Origin of the sequence: Myxococcus sp. SDU36 (assembly GCF_030168875.1) — a bacterium.
In the GTDB taxonomy this organism is placed as follows: domain Bacteria; phylum Myxococcota; class Myxococcia; order Myxococcales; family Myxococcaceae; genus Myxococcus; species Myxococcus vastator.
Window position 1 is genome coordinate 4,122,598 of sequence record NZ_CP077414.1, and the last position, 16,235, is coordinate 4,138,832.

At 69.8% G+C, this 16,235-nt stretch carries 14 protein-coding genes; 6 read left to right on the forward strand and 8 right to left on the reverse strand.

From position 1 onward, the window contains the following. Window positions 1-2: 2 nt before the first annotated feature. Window positions 3-557, reverse strand: coding sequence for a hypothetical protein (locus KGD87_RS16220; RefSeq protein WP_284668314.1), 555 nt, complete (start codon window positions 555-557; stop codon window positions 3-5). 8 nt (window positions 558-565) lie between these two features. Beyond that, on the reverse strand, window positions 566-1,651 hold the full coding sequence (locus KGD87_RS16225) for a glycosyltransferase family 4 protein (RefSeq protein WP_284668644.1): 1,086 nt from the start codon (window positions 1,649-1,651) through the stop codon (window positions 566-568). Between the two features lie 47 nt (window positions 1,652-1,698). Between KGD87_RS16225 and KGD87_RS16230 the strand changes: the two genes are divergently transcribed. The 4 genes from KGD87_RS16230 to KGD87_RS16245 all read left to right on the forward strand — a co-directional run bounded on the left by KGD87_RS16230 (window position 1,699) and on the right by KGD87_RS16245 (window position 9,495). Continuing rightward, window positions 1,699-3,939, forward strand: coding sequence for a glycosyltransferase family 4 protein (locus KGD87_RS16230; RefSeq protein ID WP_284668315.1), 2,241 nt, complete (start codon window positions 1,699-1,701; stop codon window positions 3,937-3,939). After that, window positions 3,936-4,715, forward strand: a complete 780-nt coding sequence (locus KGD87_RS16235; RefSeq protein ID WP_284668316.1) for a hypothetical protein — start codon at window positions 3,936-3,938, stop codon at window positions 4,713-4,715. Before KGD87_RS16230 ends, KGD87_RS16235 begins: the two co-directional genes overlap by 4 nt. Before the next feature lie 99 nt (window positions 4,716-4,814). Next, entirely contained in the window at window positions 4,815-5,627 is an 813-nt protein-coding gene (locus tag KGD87_RS16240; protein WP_284668317.1) for a glycosyltransferase, read from the forward strand. An 88-nt stretch (window positions 5,628-5,715) separates the two neighbouring features. Beyond that, a complete protein-coding gene (locus KGD87_RS16245; RefSeq protein ID WP_284668318.1) occupies window positions 5,716-9,495 on the forward strand; it encodes an FAD-dependent oxidoreductase in 3,780 nt (1,259 codons plus the stop codon). A 22-nt stretch (window positions 9,496-9,517) separates the two neighbouring features. Here KGD87_RS16245 and KGD87_RS16250 read toward each other — a convergent pair whose 3' ends face one another. Further along, on the reverse strand, window positions 9,518-10,183 hold the full coding sequence (locus tag KGD87_RS16250) for a hypothetical protein (RefSeq protein WP_284668319.1): 666 nt from the start codon (window positions 10,181-10,183) through the stop codon (window positions 9,518-9,520). A gap of 189 nt (window positions 10,184-10,372) precedes the next feature. On the opposite strand from KGD87_RS16250, the gene KGD87_RS16255 reads away from it, so the two are divergent. Together KGD87_RS16255 and cyaY are read left to right on the forward strand one after the other, a co-directional pair. Further along, window positions 10,373-10,870 carry a SixA phosphatase family protein gene (locus tag KGD87_RS16255; protein WP_284668320.1) on the forward strand — a complete coding sequence of 166 codons (498 nt, stop codon included), beginning with the start codon at window positions 10,373-10,375 and terminating at the stop codon, window positions 10,868-10,870. A gap of 13 nt (window positions 10,871-10,883) precedes the next feature. After that, the gene (gene cyaY / locus KGD87_RS16260; protein WP_284668321.1) at window positions 10,884-11,216 is read left to right on the forward strand and encodes an iron donor protein CyaY; all 333 of its coding nucleotides are present in this window, start codon (window positions 10,884-10,886) and stop codon (window positions 11,214-11,216) included. Here cyaY and KGD87_RS16265 read toward each other — a convergent pair. The 5 genes from KGD87_RS16265 to rpsB all read right to left on the reverse strand — a co-directional run bounded on the left by KGD87_RS16265 (window position 11,204) and on the right by rpsB (window position 16,133). Beyond that, a complete protein-coding gene (locus tag KGD87_RS16265; protein WP_284668322.1) occupies window positions 11,204-12,757 on the reverse strand; it encodes a diguanylate cyclase in 1,554 nt (517 codons plus the stop codon). The genes cyaY and KGD87_RS16265 overlap by 13 nt on opposite strands. Then, the gene (frr, locus tag KGD87_RS16270; RefSeq protein WP_163782281.1) at window positions 12,757-13,314 is read right to left on the reverse strand and encodes a ribosome recycling factor; all 558 of its coding nucleotides are present in this window, start codon (window positions 13,312-13,314) and stop codon (window positions 12,757-12,759) included. Before frr ends, KGD87_RS16265 begins: the two co-directional genes overlap by 1 nt. Before the next feature lie 38 nt (window positions 13,315-13,352). Further along, window positions 13,353-14,105 (reverse strand): UMP kinase, encoded by a 753-nt coding sequence (gene pyrH, locus KGD87_RS16275; protein ID WP_284668323.1) that lies wholly within the window; start codon window positions 14,103-14,105, stop codon window positions 13,353-13,355. A 217-nt stretch (window positions 14,106-14,322) separates the two neighbouring features. Further along, on the reverse strand, window positions 14,323-14,976 hold the full coding sequence (gene tsf / locus KGD87_RS16280; protein WP_163782285.1) for a translation elongation factor Ts: 654 nt from the start codon (window positions 14,974-14,976) through the stop codon (window positions 14,323-14,325). Window positions 14,977-15,134: 158 nt separating this feature from the next. Next, a complete protein-coding gene (gene rpsB, locus KGD87_RS16285) occupies window positions 15,135-16,133 on the reverse strand; it encodes a 30S ribosomal protein S2 (RefSeq protein ID WP_284668324.1) in 999 nt (332 codons plus the stop codon). Between the last annotated feature and the right edge of the window lie 102 nt (window positions 16,134-16,235).

A 16,235-nucleotide genomic window follows, 5' to 3' on the forward strand; every position in this document is an offset into this window, starting at 1 on the left:
GCTCAGAAGTCGTAACGCAGGGGCGCCTGGCCCGGCAGGACCAGGTTCACCGTGCCCGAGGTCTTCCCGAACTGCGCCCCGAAGCGCTGCGAAATCGAGGACACGTCGAAGCGAGGCGTGGCCCGCAGGAGCGCCTTGCACACGTCATTGTTCCCGTCATGCACCAGCACCAGGTTCGCCACCGGCGTCCCGTCCGCGCCCGGCTGAAGCGTTCCGTCCCAGGCCAGCGTGTACGTGTGCTCGGCGCAGCCTCCGCCATGCATCACGGCCAGCGACAGGATGCCTCCGTCCACCTGGGCGCTTCGGATGTTGATGAGGTCCTTTGGCTCGGGCTTGGGCTTCACCACCAACGGCTGGACGGCGGCCTTCGCCTCGCCGTCCTCGGCAGGCGGAGTCTCCGTGGCCGGCGTGTCCTCAGGGGCCGGCGTTGCCACTCCGGCGCTGGCTTCGGCCTCGGCGGGCGGCGGTTCCACCGAAGCCGTGCCCGTCTCCTGCCGGCTCGCGCAGCCCGCGAGCAGTCCGCACAACAGCACCCCACTCCAGACGAGCTTTCGCATACGTCTCCTTATCGCCGCAACGCGGCCTCGTACGCCGCCAAGGTGCCCTCGGCGGTCCGCTTCCAGGTGAACTTCGCGGCCTGCGCCCTTCCACGCTCCGCGAGCGCCCGCCGTTCCTCCGGCGAATGGAGCAGCCGGTCCAACGCCCTCGCGAGCCCGTTCGCATCGTCGGGCCCCACGCTCAGCGCGGCGTCGCCGCAGACCTCCGGCAGCGAGCCCGCGGTGGAGACGATGGTGGGCGTCCCCAGCCGCATCGCCTCCAGCGGAGGCAGCCCGAATCCCTCGTAGCGAGAGGGGAACACGAACACGGCCGCGCGGCGCATCAGCTCGTAGAACACGGCGTCGGACTGATAGCCGAGCGAGCGCACCTCGAACCCCTCCGTGCGCATCCGGGAGATGCGCGACTCCACGCGACCCGCGCCGAACCAGCTCTGCCCCGCCAGCACCAGCGAGACGGGCCGCCCCCGCAGTCGCAGCCGCTCCAACGCGTCCAGCACCAGGTCCACGTTCTTCCGCACGTCGAGCGAGCCCGCGTAGAGCACGTACTCCTTCGGCAGGGAGAGCGCGCGAAGGAAGTCCTTGCTGGTGTCATCCAGGGCGGGCGCATGGACGTGGTCCACGCCATTGGGCACCACCACCGTGCGCGGCGCTGCTTCCGGGTAGCGGGCCAGCAGGTCCTGCCGCGTGCGCTCGCTCACGCACACCACCTGGTCCGCCACCCGCAGGCTGCGCGACAGCCACAGGCGGAACTGCCAGCGGAACGCGGACGACACCGTCTCCGGCATCAGCAGCGGAATCAAGTCGTGCACCGTCAGCACGTACTTCATGCCAGGCGCGCGGAGGAGGGGCAGGTTGAAGTTGCCGTGTGCGTGGTACAGCGGCGCGTCCGAGCCCTGGAGCACGCGCGGCAGGCCTCCCAGCGTCCAGGCGGTGCGCCCGGCCTTCCCGCGAGGCGCCTCGCCAGAGGACTGCGCCCCCATGCGGATGAGCTGGACGCCGAGCGCCTCCAGGGCGGAGGCCAGGCAACGGGTGTACAGGCCGATGCCGGTGGTCGGCTCGTCCCAGAGTGTCGCGTCGAAGGCGATGGGTCTCATGGACACGGTGCGCCTCATACCACGAGCGTGTGATAGGCAGGACCCGCATGGCGATCCACCAGTTGATACCGAGCTTTGTCCCCGGCGACGCCACCGGGCAGGCCGCGCTGCACCTGCAGCTCCTGCTGCGCCGCATGGGGTACGCGGGCGCGCTGTACGCGGACGAGGTGGGCCCGGGGCTTGAAGGGCTGGCCAGCCCCGCGTCCGCGCTGCGTCCCGAGCCCGGTGACCTGGTCCTCTACCACCATGGCATCGCCTCTCCGCTCAGCAGCCGGTTGATGCACCTGCCCTGCCGTCGCGGCATCGTCTTCCACAACATCAGCCCCGCACGTTTCTACGAAGGGCTGCCGCTGGCGGACGCGCTGGTGGCGGGACGGGCCCAGCTCGCCGCGATGACCCCCTTCGCGGAGGTGGCCATCGGCGTGTCGGACTTCAACGCCGCCGAGCTGCGCGTCGCGGGCTACCGCAACGTCCATACGGTGCCCCTCTTCATCGAACCAGAGCGATTCTCCCGCGCCAGCGCGGACGCGAAGCTGCTCCAGCGGCTTCAGGGTCCAGGCCCCGTGCTGCTCGGCGTGAGCCGGGTCATGCCGCACAAGCGCTTCGAGGACCTGCTCGCGCTCCACCGCGAAGTGCTGCGGCTGCGGCCCCAGGCGCGTCTGTTGATGGTGGGCGGCTACGAGCCCGGCAGCCGGTACTTCCGCATGCTCCAACGCGAGGCGCGCGGCCTGCGCGGCGTGAGCTTCCTGGGACGCCTGAGCCACGCGCAGCTCGTGGCCGCGTACCGGTCCGCTTCCGTCTACGTCTCCATGAGCGAGCATGAGGGCTTCGGCGTCCCCCTCATCGAGGCCATGGCCGCCGAGGTCCCCGTACTGGCCTACGCGGCCGCCGCGGTGCCGGAGACGTTGGGCGGCGCGGGCGTGGCCTTTGACCAGAAGCGCTTCGCCTTCCTCGCGGAGCTGGCGGTGGACCTGAGCGAGGACTCGGCCCTGCGAGGCCCAGTCATCGCCGGACAGACGCGGCGGCTGGAGCACTTCTCCGCGCCTTCCGTGCAGACCGCCTTCACGAAGGCATTGGAGACGGTGCTGCCCCGCCCCGCGCCCAAGAAGCCCGGGAAGGTCCCCGAGCGTCCCCGCGTGGCGATGGTGGTGCAGCGCTACGGCGAGGTGACGGGCGGCGCGGAGAAGCTCGCCGCGCAGATGGCCGAACACCTCGCGCCGCACTGGGACCTCACCGTGCTGACGACCTGCGCGAAGAACCACCTCGAGTGGGACAACGCGTTCCCCCCCGGGCCCGACGTCGTGGACGGCATCAAGGTGCTGCGCTTCCCGTCCACGCGGGTGCGCAACATCCGAGGCTTCAACGGCCTGTCGCGGCAGGTGTTCGACCAGCGCAACGAGCGGCTGCGCGAAGAGCAGTGGGTGGCCGAGCAGGGCCCCATGTGCCCCGGCCTGCTGCACCACCTGTCCACCGAGCGCGACGCCTACGACGGCTATCTCTTCTTCACCTACCTCTATGCCCCCACGGTGTGGGGCCTGCCGCTGGTGGCGGACCGGGCCCTGCTGGTGCCCACCACGCATGACGAGGCCCCCATCCATTTCGGTGTGTACCGGGACGTCTTCGAGCGCCCGCGCGCCCTGCTCTGCCTCACGCCTGAGGAGCACACGCTCATCGAGAGGCTCTTCCCGAATCACGCGCCCACGCGGGTGGTGGGCGTGGGCGTGGACCGGCCTCGGGCGGATGGCGCGCGCTTCAAGGAGAAACACGGCCTCCACCGACACTACCTGCTCTACATCGGCCGTCAGGAGCCGGGCAAAGGCGTGCCAGAGCTGCTGGAGTACCACCAGGCCCTGAAGGAGCGGTTCGAGGACGCGCCGGACCTGGTGCTCGCGGGAGACACCAACATGGCGCTGTCCGGCGAGGGCGTGCGCTACCTGGGCCGCATCGACGAGCAGGACAAACACGACGCGCTGGCGGGGGCGTTGGCGGTGGTGGTGCCGTCCCGCTACGAGAGCCTGTCGCTGCTGACGCTGGAGTCCTTCGCCCAGGGCACGCCCGTGCTGGTGAACGGGCGCTCGGACGTGCTGGTGGGACAGGTGGAGCGCAGCGGCGCGGGCCGCGCGTACACGGACCTGGAGTCGTTCATCCAGGGCCTGCGCGAGGTGGGCTCGGAGCGTGGGCCCATGGGCAAGCGGGGCCTGGCGTACGTGAAGAAGCAGGGCTGGCCACAGGTGGTGGCGGCCTACCGGGAAGAAATGCAACGCATCCTCGAGGAGAAGCGCCAATGAAGTTACTGGGACGGGACATCCCCGCGCGGGAGCTGATTGCCCGCATCGAGGAGCGCCTGCGCACGCGCGGCCTCCCCACCTCCGAGGAAGTGGAGTTGCCTGCCGAAGGCGTGGAGCCCCGGGTGGAGCCGCTGACGTTCAACCTGCATGCGCTGGAGGAATACGCGGACGCCACGCGCGCCCTCCCCCTGCACACCCACCGGGGTGGCGTGGGGCAGGTCGTCCTGCTGGCCAAGTGGGCCTTCCGCAAGTCGTGCCAGGTGTTCATCAACGAAGCGCTCGGCAGGCAGCGCGTGTTCAATGGGCACGTGCGCGACTCCTACGCGCAGCTGTCCGCCGAGGTGCTCCGCCTGCGTCGCGAGGTGGAGGCGCTCCGGGCACGTCCAGCCCCCGCGGTTTCCGCTGCGGCGGTGCCACAGCAGGCGCGCGCAGAGCGGCGCGAGCACGAAGCGGCGCCATCCGCCGTGGCGCGGCCGGCGACCGCGGTCGACACCGTGCTGCCCAAGCCGCGTGCCCCCCAGACCCATCCACGGAAGCCAGCACGGCCGAAGCAGCCAGTGGGCGCGGCTTCTCCGGAAGGGGACTCGACCTCGGCGCCCCGTGCGCCGGCCGCGCGCGCGCAGGCACCGGTGCCCGCCGCCGGTGCGTTAGCCCCGAGCAAAACGGCCCGAGCGAAGAAGGCCGCGCCGGCCGCTCCCGCACGGCCCTCGGCGGAGCCTTCGCCGCGCCGGAACGCCTCCGGCCAGAAGAAGCGCCGCAACAAGAAGCCCCGCTGAGCACCACTCGATGAGGGGCACGGTGCGCGCGAGGCGGGAATCCGCCGACACCCTGCATTGACGGCTCATCCGCACCTGTGCTCAATCGAACGCGTGCATGTGCCCTCCGTCAGCGTCGTCATCCCCGCCTACAACGAGGGCCAGCGGCTGCCTCGCTTCGTCGCGGAGCTCACGCGCGTATTCCTCGAGCGGAGCGCCCCGCTGGTGGAGTTCGTCGTCGTCGACGATGGCAGCGCGCCCGAGCACGCCGAACTCCAGCGCGCCAGCGTAGAGGCGGCTCAGGCCCACCTCGCCAGCACGGGGGCACGGCACCAGTTCACCTACGTGGCGGCGCCTCGCAACCAGGGAAAGGGCTCGGCCATCCGGCTCGGCTGGCGTCACGCGTCAGCGGGTGTCACGTGGCTGGCCTTCCTGGACGCAGATGGCGCCATCAACGCCGAGGAGTTCCACCGGCTGGTGGAGCTGAGCGCCTCGGAGATGGCGCGGAACGTGGACGTCCTGGCCGGCTCGCGCATCCTCATGGCCGGACGCCGCGTCGTGCGCAGCCTCCACCGGCACCTCCAGGGTCGCGTCTTCGCCACGCTCACGGATGCGAACTTCAAGCTCCACTTCTACGACACCCAGTGCGGGGTGAAGTTCGTCCGCGCGGACCTGCTGCGGCCCCTCCTGGACGTGCTCCAGGAGCAGCGCTGGCTGCTGGACGTGGAGCTGCTGGTGCTGCTGAAGCGCCAGGGCGCGCGCTTCCTGGAGGTCCCCATCGACTGGGAGGACCTGGGGGGTTCCAAGGTCATCCCGGGGCTCGACGCGGCGCGCATGTTCTGGGGACTGCTGCAGCTGCGTCAGCGCCTGGAGCGTGTGTCCCTGCCTACCCACCGTGACGCGCTGCCCGAAGGCGAGCCTCACGTCCAGTGACAAGCCCGCTTGATTTCCGGACGGCACCCCGCGAAATAGGTCCCGCCTGGAAGCCGTTTCTCCAGGTTCCTCCCACACTGTTCGTGACATGCGCGCCTTGACTGACCTGCCCTCCGACCCCACCCCTCCTCTGACCCTGGGCCTGCCGGGCTTTGTCTTCGAGGACCTCTATCGCCCCACCGGGCTGCGCCGGCTGGCGGAGCGCTTCGACGCGCAGCTCGCCGAGGATGAGCCCGAGCTCTTCCAGGCCTTCGACGCGTACCGCAAGTCCGGCGGCAAGAGCGTCGGCGGCGCCGCGGAGTCGGACCTGCTCGTCCGCGTGTCGCGCCACGTGTCGCGCTTCGTCTCGCGCCTCTTCCGCGTGGAGCAGGAGCTGGAGCGCCTGTCCGGCCGCCTCAAGGGCGAGCTGCCGCTCTTCGACTTCAAGCGCGAGTTCATCACCCGCCGCGTCTTCAAGAAGGGCGCCGCGGACCGCCCGGCGCTGGCGGAGTTCCCCTCGCTGGACGCGCGCATGCGACTGATGCTCCAGCTGGGCTTCCCGGAGGCACTGGCCACCGGGGACCTGGAGCGGGGCCTGGCGGAGTCCGTCCTCTCGCTGATGGACCTGGAGCGCCTGTTCTCCAACGCGCTGCCCGCCGAGCGTCAGGGGGAGGCGGAGGCCCTGCGCGCCCGCTGGTCCGCGCTGCGCGAGGTGCTGCTGTCCACGCCCGAGGGCCAGGACGCCTTCGGCTCCAGCCTCGTCACGCAGGGCGATGACGCCGCGGAGCTCCAGTCCGTGCGCGCGCTGCTGTCGCTGGCGGACCGCTGGACGTACGCGCGGGCGCTGCACCCGGAGACGAAGGACATCTTCCACGCCTGGCCCACCCACCGGATTCCCAAGCCGCTGGTGTTCGACCAGCTCGTCCACCTCCAGCGTCCGGACAACGCGCTGCCCGAGGCCACCGAGGGCCTGGAGCACCACCTCCGCCACCGCGACGGGTTCAAGCTCACCGACCGCCGGGGCACCTCGCGCGACGTGATGAACGAGGTGGACTACTGCGTGCTCTGTCACGAGCGGCAGAAGGACTCGTGCACCAAGGGCTTCCCCGCCAAGGACCCGGTGGCCGAGGGACACCACTACAAGAAGAACCCGCTGGGCATCCCCCTCAACGGGTGCCCGCTCGACGAGCGCATCTCCGAGGCACACCTGCTCAAGCGGGAGGGCAACTCCGTGGCCGCGCTGGCCATGGTGACGCTCGACAACCCGATGTGCCCCGGCACCGGTCACCGCATCTGCAATGACTGCATGAAGGCCTGCATCTTCCAGAAGCAGGAGCCGGTGAACATCCCCCTGGCGGAGACGGCCACGCTCACGGACGTGCTGAACCTGCCGTGGGGCTTCGAAATCTACGGCCTGCTCACGCGGTGGAACCCGCTCAACGTCCGCCGCCCGTACGCGCTGCCCTACGTGGGCCGCAACGTGCTGGTGGTGGGCCTGGGCCCCGCCGGCTACACGCTGTCGCACTACCTGCTCAATGAGGGCTTCGGCGTCACGGGCATCGACGGCCTCAAGATTGAGCCCTTCCCCGACGCGCTCGTGGGCCGCAACGGCCACGCGCTCCAGCCCATCCGCGACTGGTCCGCGCTCACCAGCGAGCTGGACGAGCGCGTCCTGGAGGGCTTCGGCGGCGTGTCCGAGTACGGCATCACCGTGCGCTGGGACAAGAACTTCCTCACGCTCATCCACCTCACGCTGGCGCGCCGGGAGAGCTTCCGCATCCACGGCGGCGTGCGCTTCGGTGGCACCCTCACGGTGGAGGACGCGTGGGCGCTGGGCTTCGACCACATCGCCATCGCCGCCGGCGCGGGCCGCCCGACCATCATCGGGATGAAGAACAACCTCATCCGGGGCATCCGCAAGGCCAGTGACTTCCTGATGGCGCTCCAGCTCAGCGGCGCGTTCAAGAAGGACTCGCTGGCGAACCTCCAGGTGCAGTTGCCCGCCATCGTCATCGGCGGTGGCCTCACCGGCATCGACACCGCCACGGAGCTGATGGCGTACTACCCGGTGCAGGTGGAGAAGGCGCTCGCCCGCCACGAGAAGCTGGTGTCCCAGGTGGACGAGGAGGCCGTGCTGGCCCGGCTCGACGCGGAGGAGCGCGTCACCTACCAGACGTTCCTGGAGCACGGCCGCGCCGTGCGCGAGGAGCGCCAGAGGGCGAAGGACCTGGGCCGTGAGCCGGACTTCATCAAGCTGGTGCGCGCGTGGGGCGGCGTCAGCCTCGTCTACCGCCGCGGCCTCACCGAGTCCCCTGCCTACCGCCTCAACCATGAGGAAGTGACGAAGGCGCTGGAGGAAGGCATCCGCTTCATCGAGCGCATGAGCCCGGTGGAGGCCCTGCCGGACGCCTCCGGCGCGGTGCGCGCGCTGCGCTTCGAGCGCATGGTGACGGTGGACGGCAAGCTCAAGGGCAGCGGCCAGTTCTTCGAGCTGCCCGCGCGCACGGTGTGCGTCGCCGCCGGCACGTCCCCCAACGTCACGTACGAGAAGGAATACCCGGGCACCTTCCAGCTCGACGCGCGCGGCGAGTATTTCCAGAGCCACGAGCTGGTGGACACCGAAGGCGGCTTCTCGCTGGCGCCCGTGAAGGCAAAGGAGGACCCGGCGGCGAAGACAGGCTTCTTCACGTCGTACCAGCAGGACGGCCGCTTCATCTCCTTCTACGGCGACAACCACCCGACCTACGCGGGCAACGTGGTGAAGGCCATGGCCAGCGCGAAGGACGGCCACCCGCAGGTGGCGCGGCTGTACGCGAAGGAGGTGGCCGCGCTCGACTTCACCGACGAGGTGGCCCAGGCCGCGCGTGACGCGCGCCGCGCCGCGCACTTCGCGAAGCTGGACGAGGCGTTCACCGCCACGGTGGTGGCCGTCAACCGGCTGACGCCGACCATCGTCGAGGTGGTGGTGCGCGCGCCCTTCGCGGCCAGCCACTTCTCCCCCGGCCAGTTCTACCGGCTGCAGAACTTCGAGCGGAACGCGCCCGTGGTGGACGGCGTGCGCCTCACCATGGAGGGCCTGGCCCTCACCGGCGCCTGGGTGGACAAGGAGAAGGGGCTGATGGGCACCATCGTGCTGGAGATGGGCTCGTCCTCGCGCCTGTGCGCCGCGCTCAAGCCCGGTGAGCCCGTGGTGCTGATGGGCCCCACCGGCGCGCCCACGGAGATTGGCCACGACGAGACGGTGGTGCTCGTGGGCGGCGGCCTGGGCAACGCGGTGCTCTTCTCCATCGCCCGCTCGCTCAAGGCGGCCGGCTGCCGCGTCGTGTACTTCGCCGGCTACCGGCAGAAGTCGGACTCCTTCAAGCACGACGAAATCGAGGCCGGCACGGACCAGATTGTGTGGTCCGTGGACACCGGGGACACGATTGAGCCGCGCCGGCCGCAGGACTCGGCGTTCCGGGGCAACGTGGTGCAGGCGATGGTGGCCTACGCGGAGGGCAAGCTGGGCCCCGCGCCCGTCGTCTCCCTGGCGGACGTGGACCGCATCATCGCCATCGGCTCGGATGGAATGATGCGCGCGGTGGCCGAGGCCCGGCACGGCGTCCTCCAGCCGCACCTCAAGCCGGGACACGAGGCCATCGGCTCCATCAACTCGCCGATGCAGTGCATGATGAAGGAGATCTGCGCCCAGTGCCTCCAGCGACACGTGGACCCGGTGACGGGCAAGGAGACGTGGGTGTTCTCTTGCTACAACCAGGACCAGCGGCTGGACCAGGTGGACTTCGTCAACCTCCGGCAGCGCCTGCGCGGCAACACCATCATGGAGAAGGTCGCCGACGTCTACCTGGCGCAGCTCTTCAAGCAGGCCCCGCACCTCAAGCGCGTCTGAGGCGAGCGGGCCGTGCCCGTCTTCACCGGCGCGTGCCGGTGAAGACGCGAATCATCTCCTGATAGTTCTGGATGAGGTCTTCCTCGCGCGTCAGGACGACGTCGACGTTCGCATCGCCATGCGCTCTGCGGGCGTCGGCCAGCGTCTGGAAGGCCTCCACCTGGGCGCGCATCGACGCCACCTGGGGCGCCATGCCCTGCTGCTGCTCGGGCGGCAGCTTCGCCTGGAGCGCCTCCAGCTTCTTCAGCTCCTCTTCGTACTGGAGCGTGCGCCCCAGTTGCCGCTGGCTGATGACGGCGGTGACGACCTCGGCGATGCCGTTGACGTCCGCCTCGGAGAGCTGGGCCTCGCGGCGCGCCTCGGCCTCCGCCTTGGCCTTGGCCTCCACCACCTTCAAACCCTCGCGCGCGGCGGCCATGGCCTCCGGGGTGCCGGCGTCCACCAGCGCCCCCAGGTTCTGCAGGCCCTTCATCAGCGAGCCGTACACCTCCAGCATGCGCCGCTGGTAGCCCACGTACGCGTCCAGCTTCTCCTTCGTCACCGGGTAGGGGCCGGCCTCCACGACACTGTCGGGAGCGCTGGGAGCCTGCTCGCCCACCACCCCGGCGGGCGGCCCGGAGGCGTCCTCGGGTTTCTTGCAGGCCGAGAAGGCCACGAGCAGCCACAGTCCCCACAGCACCTTGCGCACGCGCGTTCCTCCAGACGGGACATGTCAGCCCCTCATGTATGCTTCGGCAACCTGGGCGGTGAGAGGCGTCCCGCCTCTGTCTGTCACGGTGGGGTTGTTCCGGCCACTGAACAATCGCCGCATTACCTTTGACCAACCCCGCCGCGCTCGTGTACGAACCGCGGTTCTGTCGAAAGCGGTGGAGGGAATTTGAGGCTTTTCCTGGTTAGGCACGCGGATGCGGACGCGGAGATCCCCGAGGGTCTCGGTGACGAGGCGCGCGCCCTCACCGCGAAGTCTCGCACCAGCACCGCCCAGCACTTCGCCTCGCTGACCGAGCGCATTGGTCCCGTGGGGCGCATCCTGACCAGCCCGCTGGTTCGCACGGTGCAGACGGCGCAGATCCTCTCCATCTCCGCCAGGTTCGAGGGCCCGCTGAAGGTGCATCGCTGCCTGCTGCCCGACATGCCCGTGGGCGCGGTGGAGCCGGTGCTCAGCGAGTACGCCGACGAGAACCTCGTCCTCGTGGGTCATCAGCCGTCCATGGGCGCCCTGGCGGCCCATCTGCTCGGCATGCAGTCCTTCCCCAAGCCCGTCAACCCGGGCACCGTCATCGGCCTGGAGCGCGCGGAGGGGGAGTCTTCACCGCCGTTCAAGTTCCTGTTCTACGCCGCCCCGGGTCAGCAGGTGCTCGACATCATCCAGTGAGGCCGTCGCGGCCATGATGGACGAAGCTCGCTACAACCAGTTGGTCTCCGCCGCGTTCAAGCGCATCCTCGTCGCGGCGGATGCCATTGACCCCGACATCCTGGAAGCCGACAGCACCGGCGACATGGTGACGCTCACCGCGGCCTCGCGGGAGAAGTGCATCGTCAACACCCAGCGCGCCGTGCGGCAGGTCTGGGTGGCGGGCCGCGGTCAGGGCATCCACTTCGACTACGACGCGGCCACCGGCACCTGGAAGGACGACAAGGGCCGGGGCCTGGAGTTGATGTCGTTCGTTGCGGACGTTGTCCGCGGCATCACCGGCGCGGACTTCGTCTACCCCGGCTGAGTCCTGCCGCTCGCGGCTTCCACCCAATCCCCACCCGCGGCCTGAGCGCGACGCAGGGCCTCACCGGCCTCCTTGAGGAGGCTGCCGAAGCTGACCTGAGCCAGCGCGCCCGCCACGGGTCCACGGCCCGGCGGGGGCTCGGAGACGGCGACGCCCACGGAGGCGCTGGCGCCCTCGAAGGCCGTCAGGGACTTGATGAGCTCGCGCAGGCGCTGCCCCACCACCAGCGCGCCGGAGCGAGGTGTGTGCGGCAGGAAGACGACGAAGCGGCTGTCCGAGAGGGGCACGGCGACGTCGATGTCGCGCACGCCGGACACGAGCAGGCCCAGGGCCTCGGCGAGCGCGAGCTTCCGCGCGGCGGGGGCCAGGGGCGCCGCCTTCTCCGCGAACTTGTCGATGTCCACCAGCAGCACGGCGATGGGGTAGCGGTAGCGCCGGCTGCGCTTCACCTCCATCAACATCAGCCGCTTGAGGAACTCGAAGTCCGGAGAGGAGCCGATCGCCGCCAGGTCGGACCGGCTGATGCGGCTGCCGCCCGGAACAGGCGTGGGAGCCAGCGCGGGGAAGGAGCCGGAGTGCCGGGCCCCCACCGAGGGAGGCGGAGCGCTGGCCGCTGGTGCCGCGGTGGAGGCGTCAGGCACGCTCGTGGATGCGGCGCCAGAGTCCGAGGGTTTCGCCGCCGAATCAGCCGCGGGCCTGTCGTCGGCCCCTTGTCCGGCGTCACCCTGCTCGTCGTCCACGGGCTCCGCGTGGAGCAGCGGGAGGTCGTCTTCCTCGGCAGCCTGCGTGGCCGAGGCAGGCGCAGCGCCCGCATCCAGGGCCGTGTTGCCCGCCCCGGCGGACGGCGACGTGATGGGCTCTTCGTCCAGCTCGGGTGGCAGTGACGCGGTCTCCGCGCCGCGGCCCTCGGGCGACGGTGCATCCGCCTGGTGCGGAGCTGGCGCCACCAGCGCCTGCGCGCTCCCGGCTTCCGATGCCTCCTCGTCGAGCGGCGGCGGAGGGGGCATGCCCCGCGCCTCCGCGCTCTCGATAGGCGCACCCACGTCGTCCAGCGGCGGCGGTGGCGGAACCATCCGCCCGCCCAACGCGCCCGGCAGCGGCGGAGGTCCGCCGTCGTGAGAGGCCCCACCGAACGGAGGGGGCGGCGGCCGTGGGCCCGCGGAGGCCACCCGCCGCAGCGCCTCCTCGCGTTGGACGAGCAGGGACACACACGTCAGCACCGTGGGGCGCTTCAGCGGCCCCACCAGGCACCCGTCCGCGCCCGCCTGGGCGGCGCGCGTGTCCGCCTGCTCCTCCTCCGGCGAGTACAACAGCAACACCGGCGCGGCGAGGCCTTCGGCCCGCATCCTCCGGCACAGCGCCTCACCGTCCAGGGCGCCCGTTCCGGACGCCAGCAGGACGGTGGGCGTGCGCTCCCGCACCGTGCGCAGCGCCTCGTCGACGCTGCTCACCCAGGACACTTCGTGACCGGCGGCCTCCAGGTAGCGGCGCAGCGCACCCGCCACCGGTGCGGAGGGCTCGGCGAGGACAATGGAGGACATCAAACCTCCATGACCTCCTTCTCCTTCTTCTTCACGATTTCATCCACCTGCGTGATGCCCGCGTCGGTCTGCTTCTGCACGACCTCGGTGATGCGCTTGTGGTCGTCCTCGGTGATCTTCTTGTCCTTCAGCTGCGTCTTCAGCGCCTCGTTCGCGTCGCGGCGGAGGTTGCGGATGGCGACCTTGAACTCCTCGCCCTTGTTCTTCACCTGCTTGGCGATGTCCTTGCGGCGCTCCTCGGTGAGCGGCGGGAAGGGCAGGCGAATCATCTCGCCGTCGTTCATCGGGTTGATGCCCAGGTTCGCCTCGCGCAGCGCCTTCTCGATGTCCTTGAGGACGCTCTTCTCCCACGGCTTGATGGTGATGAGCCGGGGCTCGGGCGCGTTCACGCTGGCCACGCCTGACAGCGGCGTCGGCGTGCCGTAGTAGTCCACCCGGACGCCATCCAGGATGGCGATGCTGGCGCGGCCCGTGCGGACCTTCGTCAGGTCCGTGCGCAGGCCCTCGAGCGACTTGTCGATACGGCCCTTCAGTTCGGCGACGACGTCTCCACTCATTGCGTTCTCTCCTTGAGTGCTTGCCGGTGAGTCTGGGCTCAGGCCCAGACCGTCTCGTTGCCACCCACCAACGTACCAATGTCCCCATCATCCAGCACCGCGCGGCGGATGTTGCCCTGCTGCGTCAGGTCGAAAACGATGATGGGCAGCTTGTTGTCCATGCACAGCGAGATGGCCGTGGAGTCCATGACGTTGAGATTCTGCTTCAACACGTCCATGTACGTCAGCGACCGGTAGCGCCGCGCGGTGGGGTCCTTCTTCGGGTCCGCGTTGTACACCCCGTCCACCTTGGTCGCCTTCAGGATGACCTGCGCGTTGATTTCCATGGCGCGCAGCGAGGCGGCGGTGTCGGTGGTGAAGTACGGGTTGCCGGTGCCCGCCGCGAAAATCACCACGCGGCCCTTCTCCAGGTGGCGCACCGCGCGCCGGCGGATGTACGGCTCGGCGATCTGCTCCATCTTGATGGCGGACAGCACGCGCGTGTGCAGGCCCTTCTTCTCCAGCGCGTCCTGCATGGCCATGGAGTTGATGCAGGTGGCCAGCATGCCCATGTAGTCGGCGCTGGCGCGGTCCATGCCCTCCGTGGCGCCCGCGACGCCGCGGAAGATGTTGCCGCCGCCAATCACCAGGGCGACCTCCACGCCGGCCTGCGCCACCTCGATGACTTCCTCGGCGATGCCCATCAGCGTGGGCGGATGGATGCCGTACTTCCCCTCCCCCATCAGGGCCTCGCCCGAGAGCTTGAGGAGAATGCGCTTATACGGGAGCGGCTTCTTCGTGTCGGAGGACATGCGCCACCGCTTCTATCCCCCGCTCCGCGAGGGATCAACGCTGGAGTCGGTGGGCCCGCCCGACATCGTCCGCTGGCGGTCGCACGGGGAGGGGCCAATCAGACCCGCAAAAGCGAGGGCCGCGTCGCCCGGACGCCCCGTGAGGGGTGGTTCCGGTGCGCGCGGCCCTTGTCAGCCCTGCGTCCAGGCTCGCGGCCCCATGGGGACCGCGGAGGCCTTACGCCTGGCCCAGCGTCTTGGCGACTTCGGCGGCGAGGTCGTCCTTCTTCTTCTCGATGCCCTCACCCACCTCGTAGCGGACGAAGCGGCGCACGGAGACCTTCTCGCCAATCTTCGCGGCGCGCTCGGAGATCATCTCGCCGACCTTCTTCTTGTCGTCCTTCACCCAGAGCTGGTCCACGAGGCACACGCCCTCGTAGTACTTCTCCATCTTCCCGACGAGGATCTTCTCCAGCATCGCCTCAGGCTTGCCCTGCTGCTTGAGGATGTCGCGCTGGATCTCCTTCTCCTTGTCCAGGTTGTCCGTGGGGACCTCTTCACGACGGACGAACTTGGGGCTGGCCGCAGCGACCTGCATGGCCACGTCCTTCACCAGCTCCTGGAAGTCGGGGTTGCGAGCGACGAAGTCCGTCTCGCAGTTCACCTCGACGATGACGCCGATGCGGCCACCGTGAACGTAGGTGCCGATGACGCCCTCGGCGGCAACGCGGCCTTCCTTGCCAGCGGCCTTGGCGATGCCCTTCTTGCGCAGCCACTCCTCGGCCTTGGCGAAGTCGCCACCGGACTCGGCGAGCGCCTTCTTGCAGTCCATCATGCCCGCGTTGGTCCGCTCGCGGAGCTCCTTCACCATCTGGGCGCTAACTTCGGCCATCGTCGTCTCCTGCCTCCGCCACTCCAGGGCGCACCGCGCCGGGCGAAGCATTGCAAGTTCAAGGGGATACTGCGGCACCAGGGAAACAGAGGCGGCCGGGGAGCTGGCCCGAACAGGCGCCACCCGGCCGCTTCGGCACTGACGTGAGAAAGGGACGGCTACTCGGCCGCCGGCTCGCTCGCGGGAGCAGCGGCCTCGGGAACAGCGGCCTCGGGGGCAGCGGCCTCGGGGGCAGCGGCGACAGGGGCAGCGGTCCTCATCTCAACGAGGGGGCCACGGCGGTCGCCACCACGGTCACCACCCCGGTGGTCGCGACGGTCGTCGCGGCGGTCACCACGGCGCGGGCCACGGCGGTCGTCGCGGCGGTCACCACGGTCATGGCCCTCGCGCTCCTCCTGCTCGTCGCGCTCGGCGGCGCCCGAGGCGCGGTAACGCGCGGCGCCCTCGATGCAGGACTCGGCGATCTTGGAGGTGAAGAGCTTGATGGAGCGGATGGCGTCGTCGTTGCCCGGGATGACGAAGTCGATGCCGTCCGGATCGCAGTTGGTGTCCACCAGGCCGATGACCGGGATGCCCAGGCGGCTCGCCTCGTGGATGGCGATGTGCTCCTTCTTCGGGTCGATGACGAAGACGCAGCGGGGCAGCTTCGACATCTCCTTCACGCCGCCCAGGTTCTTCTCCAGCTTCTCGCGCTCACGCTCGAGCAGGGCGACTTCCTTCTTGGGCAGGCGCTCGAAGGTGCCGTCCTCGGACATCTTCTCCAGCGTCTTCAGGCGGTCGATGCCCTGCTTGATGGTCTTGAAGTTGGTCAGCGTGCCACCCAGCCAGCGGCTGGTGACGAAGTACTGACCGGCGCGCGCGGCCTCCTCGCGGACCACGTCCTGCGCCTGCTTCTTGGTGCCGACGAAGAGCACCGAGCCACCGCGCGCGGTGATGTCCGCCACGAAGCGGAACGCCGAGCGGGCCATCACGACCGTCTTCTGCAGGTCGATGATGTAGATGCCGTTGCGGGCGCCGAAGATGAACGGCTTCATCTTCGGGTTCCAGCGCTTCGTCTGGTGGCCGAAGTGAACACCGGCCTCCAGGAGCTGCCTCATCGTGATGCCACCGGCGGCGGCCATCGCCTGCTGCTGCGTCTGCGTGTCCTGCGTTTCCATGTGTCTCTCCGGTTGTTCCGCCACGTTCGAGAAACCTTCCGGCCGAAACGACCACGGGGGAGTCCCTCTCCGAGGAGAGGCGCTCACCCACAGAGGCACCGG

Bases quoted from the DNA above. Each gene is read 5' to 3' on its own strand.
- KGD87_RS16220 (WP_284668314.1), bottom strand. From the start codon at position 557: ATGCGAAAGCTCGTCTGGAGTGGGGTGCTGTTGTGCGGACTGCTCGCG.
- KGD87_RS16225 (WP_284668644.1), bottom strand. From the start codon at position 1,651: ATGAGACCCATCGCCTTCGACGCGACACTCTGGGACGAGCCGACCACC.
- KGD87_RS16230 (WP_284668315.1), top strand. From the start codon at position 1,699: ATGGCGATCCACCAGTTGATACCGAGCTTTGTCCCCGGCGACGCCACC.
- KGD87_RS16235 (WP_284668316.1), top strand. From the start codon at position 3,936: ATGAAGTTACTGGGACGGGACATCCCCGCGCGGGAGCTGATTGCCCGC.
- KGD87_RS16245 (WP_284668318.1), top strand. From the start codon at position 5,716: ATGCGCGCCTTGACTGACCTGCCCTCCGACCCCACCCCTCCTCTGACC.
- cyaY (WP_284668321.1), top strand. From the start codon at position 10,884: ATGATGGACGAAGCTCGCTACAACCAGTTGGTCTCCGCCGCGTTCAAG.
- KGD87_RS16265 (WP_284668322.1), bottom strand. From the start codon at position 12,757: ATGTCCTCCATTGTCCTCGCCGAGCCCTCCGCACCGGTGGCGGGTGCG.
- frr (WP_163782281.1), bottom strand. From the start codon at position 13,314: ATGAGTGGAGACGTCGTCGCCGAACTGAAGGGCCGTATCGACAAGTCG.
- pyrH (WP_284668323.1), bottom strand. From the start codon at position 14,105: ATGTCCTCCGACACGAAGAAGCCGCTCCCGTATAAGCGCATTCTCCTC.
- tsf (WP_163782285.1), bottom strand. From the start codon at position 14,976: ATGGCCGAAGTTAGCGCCCAGATGGTGAAGGAGCTCCGCGAGCGGACC.
- rpsB (WP_284668324.1), bottom strand. From the start codon at position 16,133: ATGGAAACGCAGGACACGCAGACGCAGCAGCAGGCGATGGCCGCCGCC.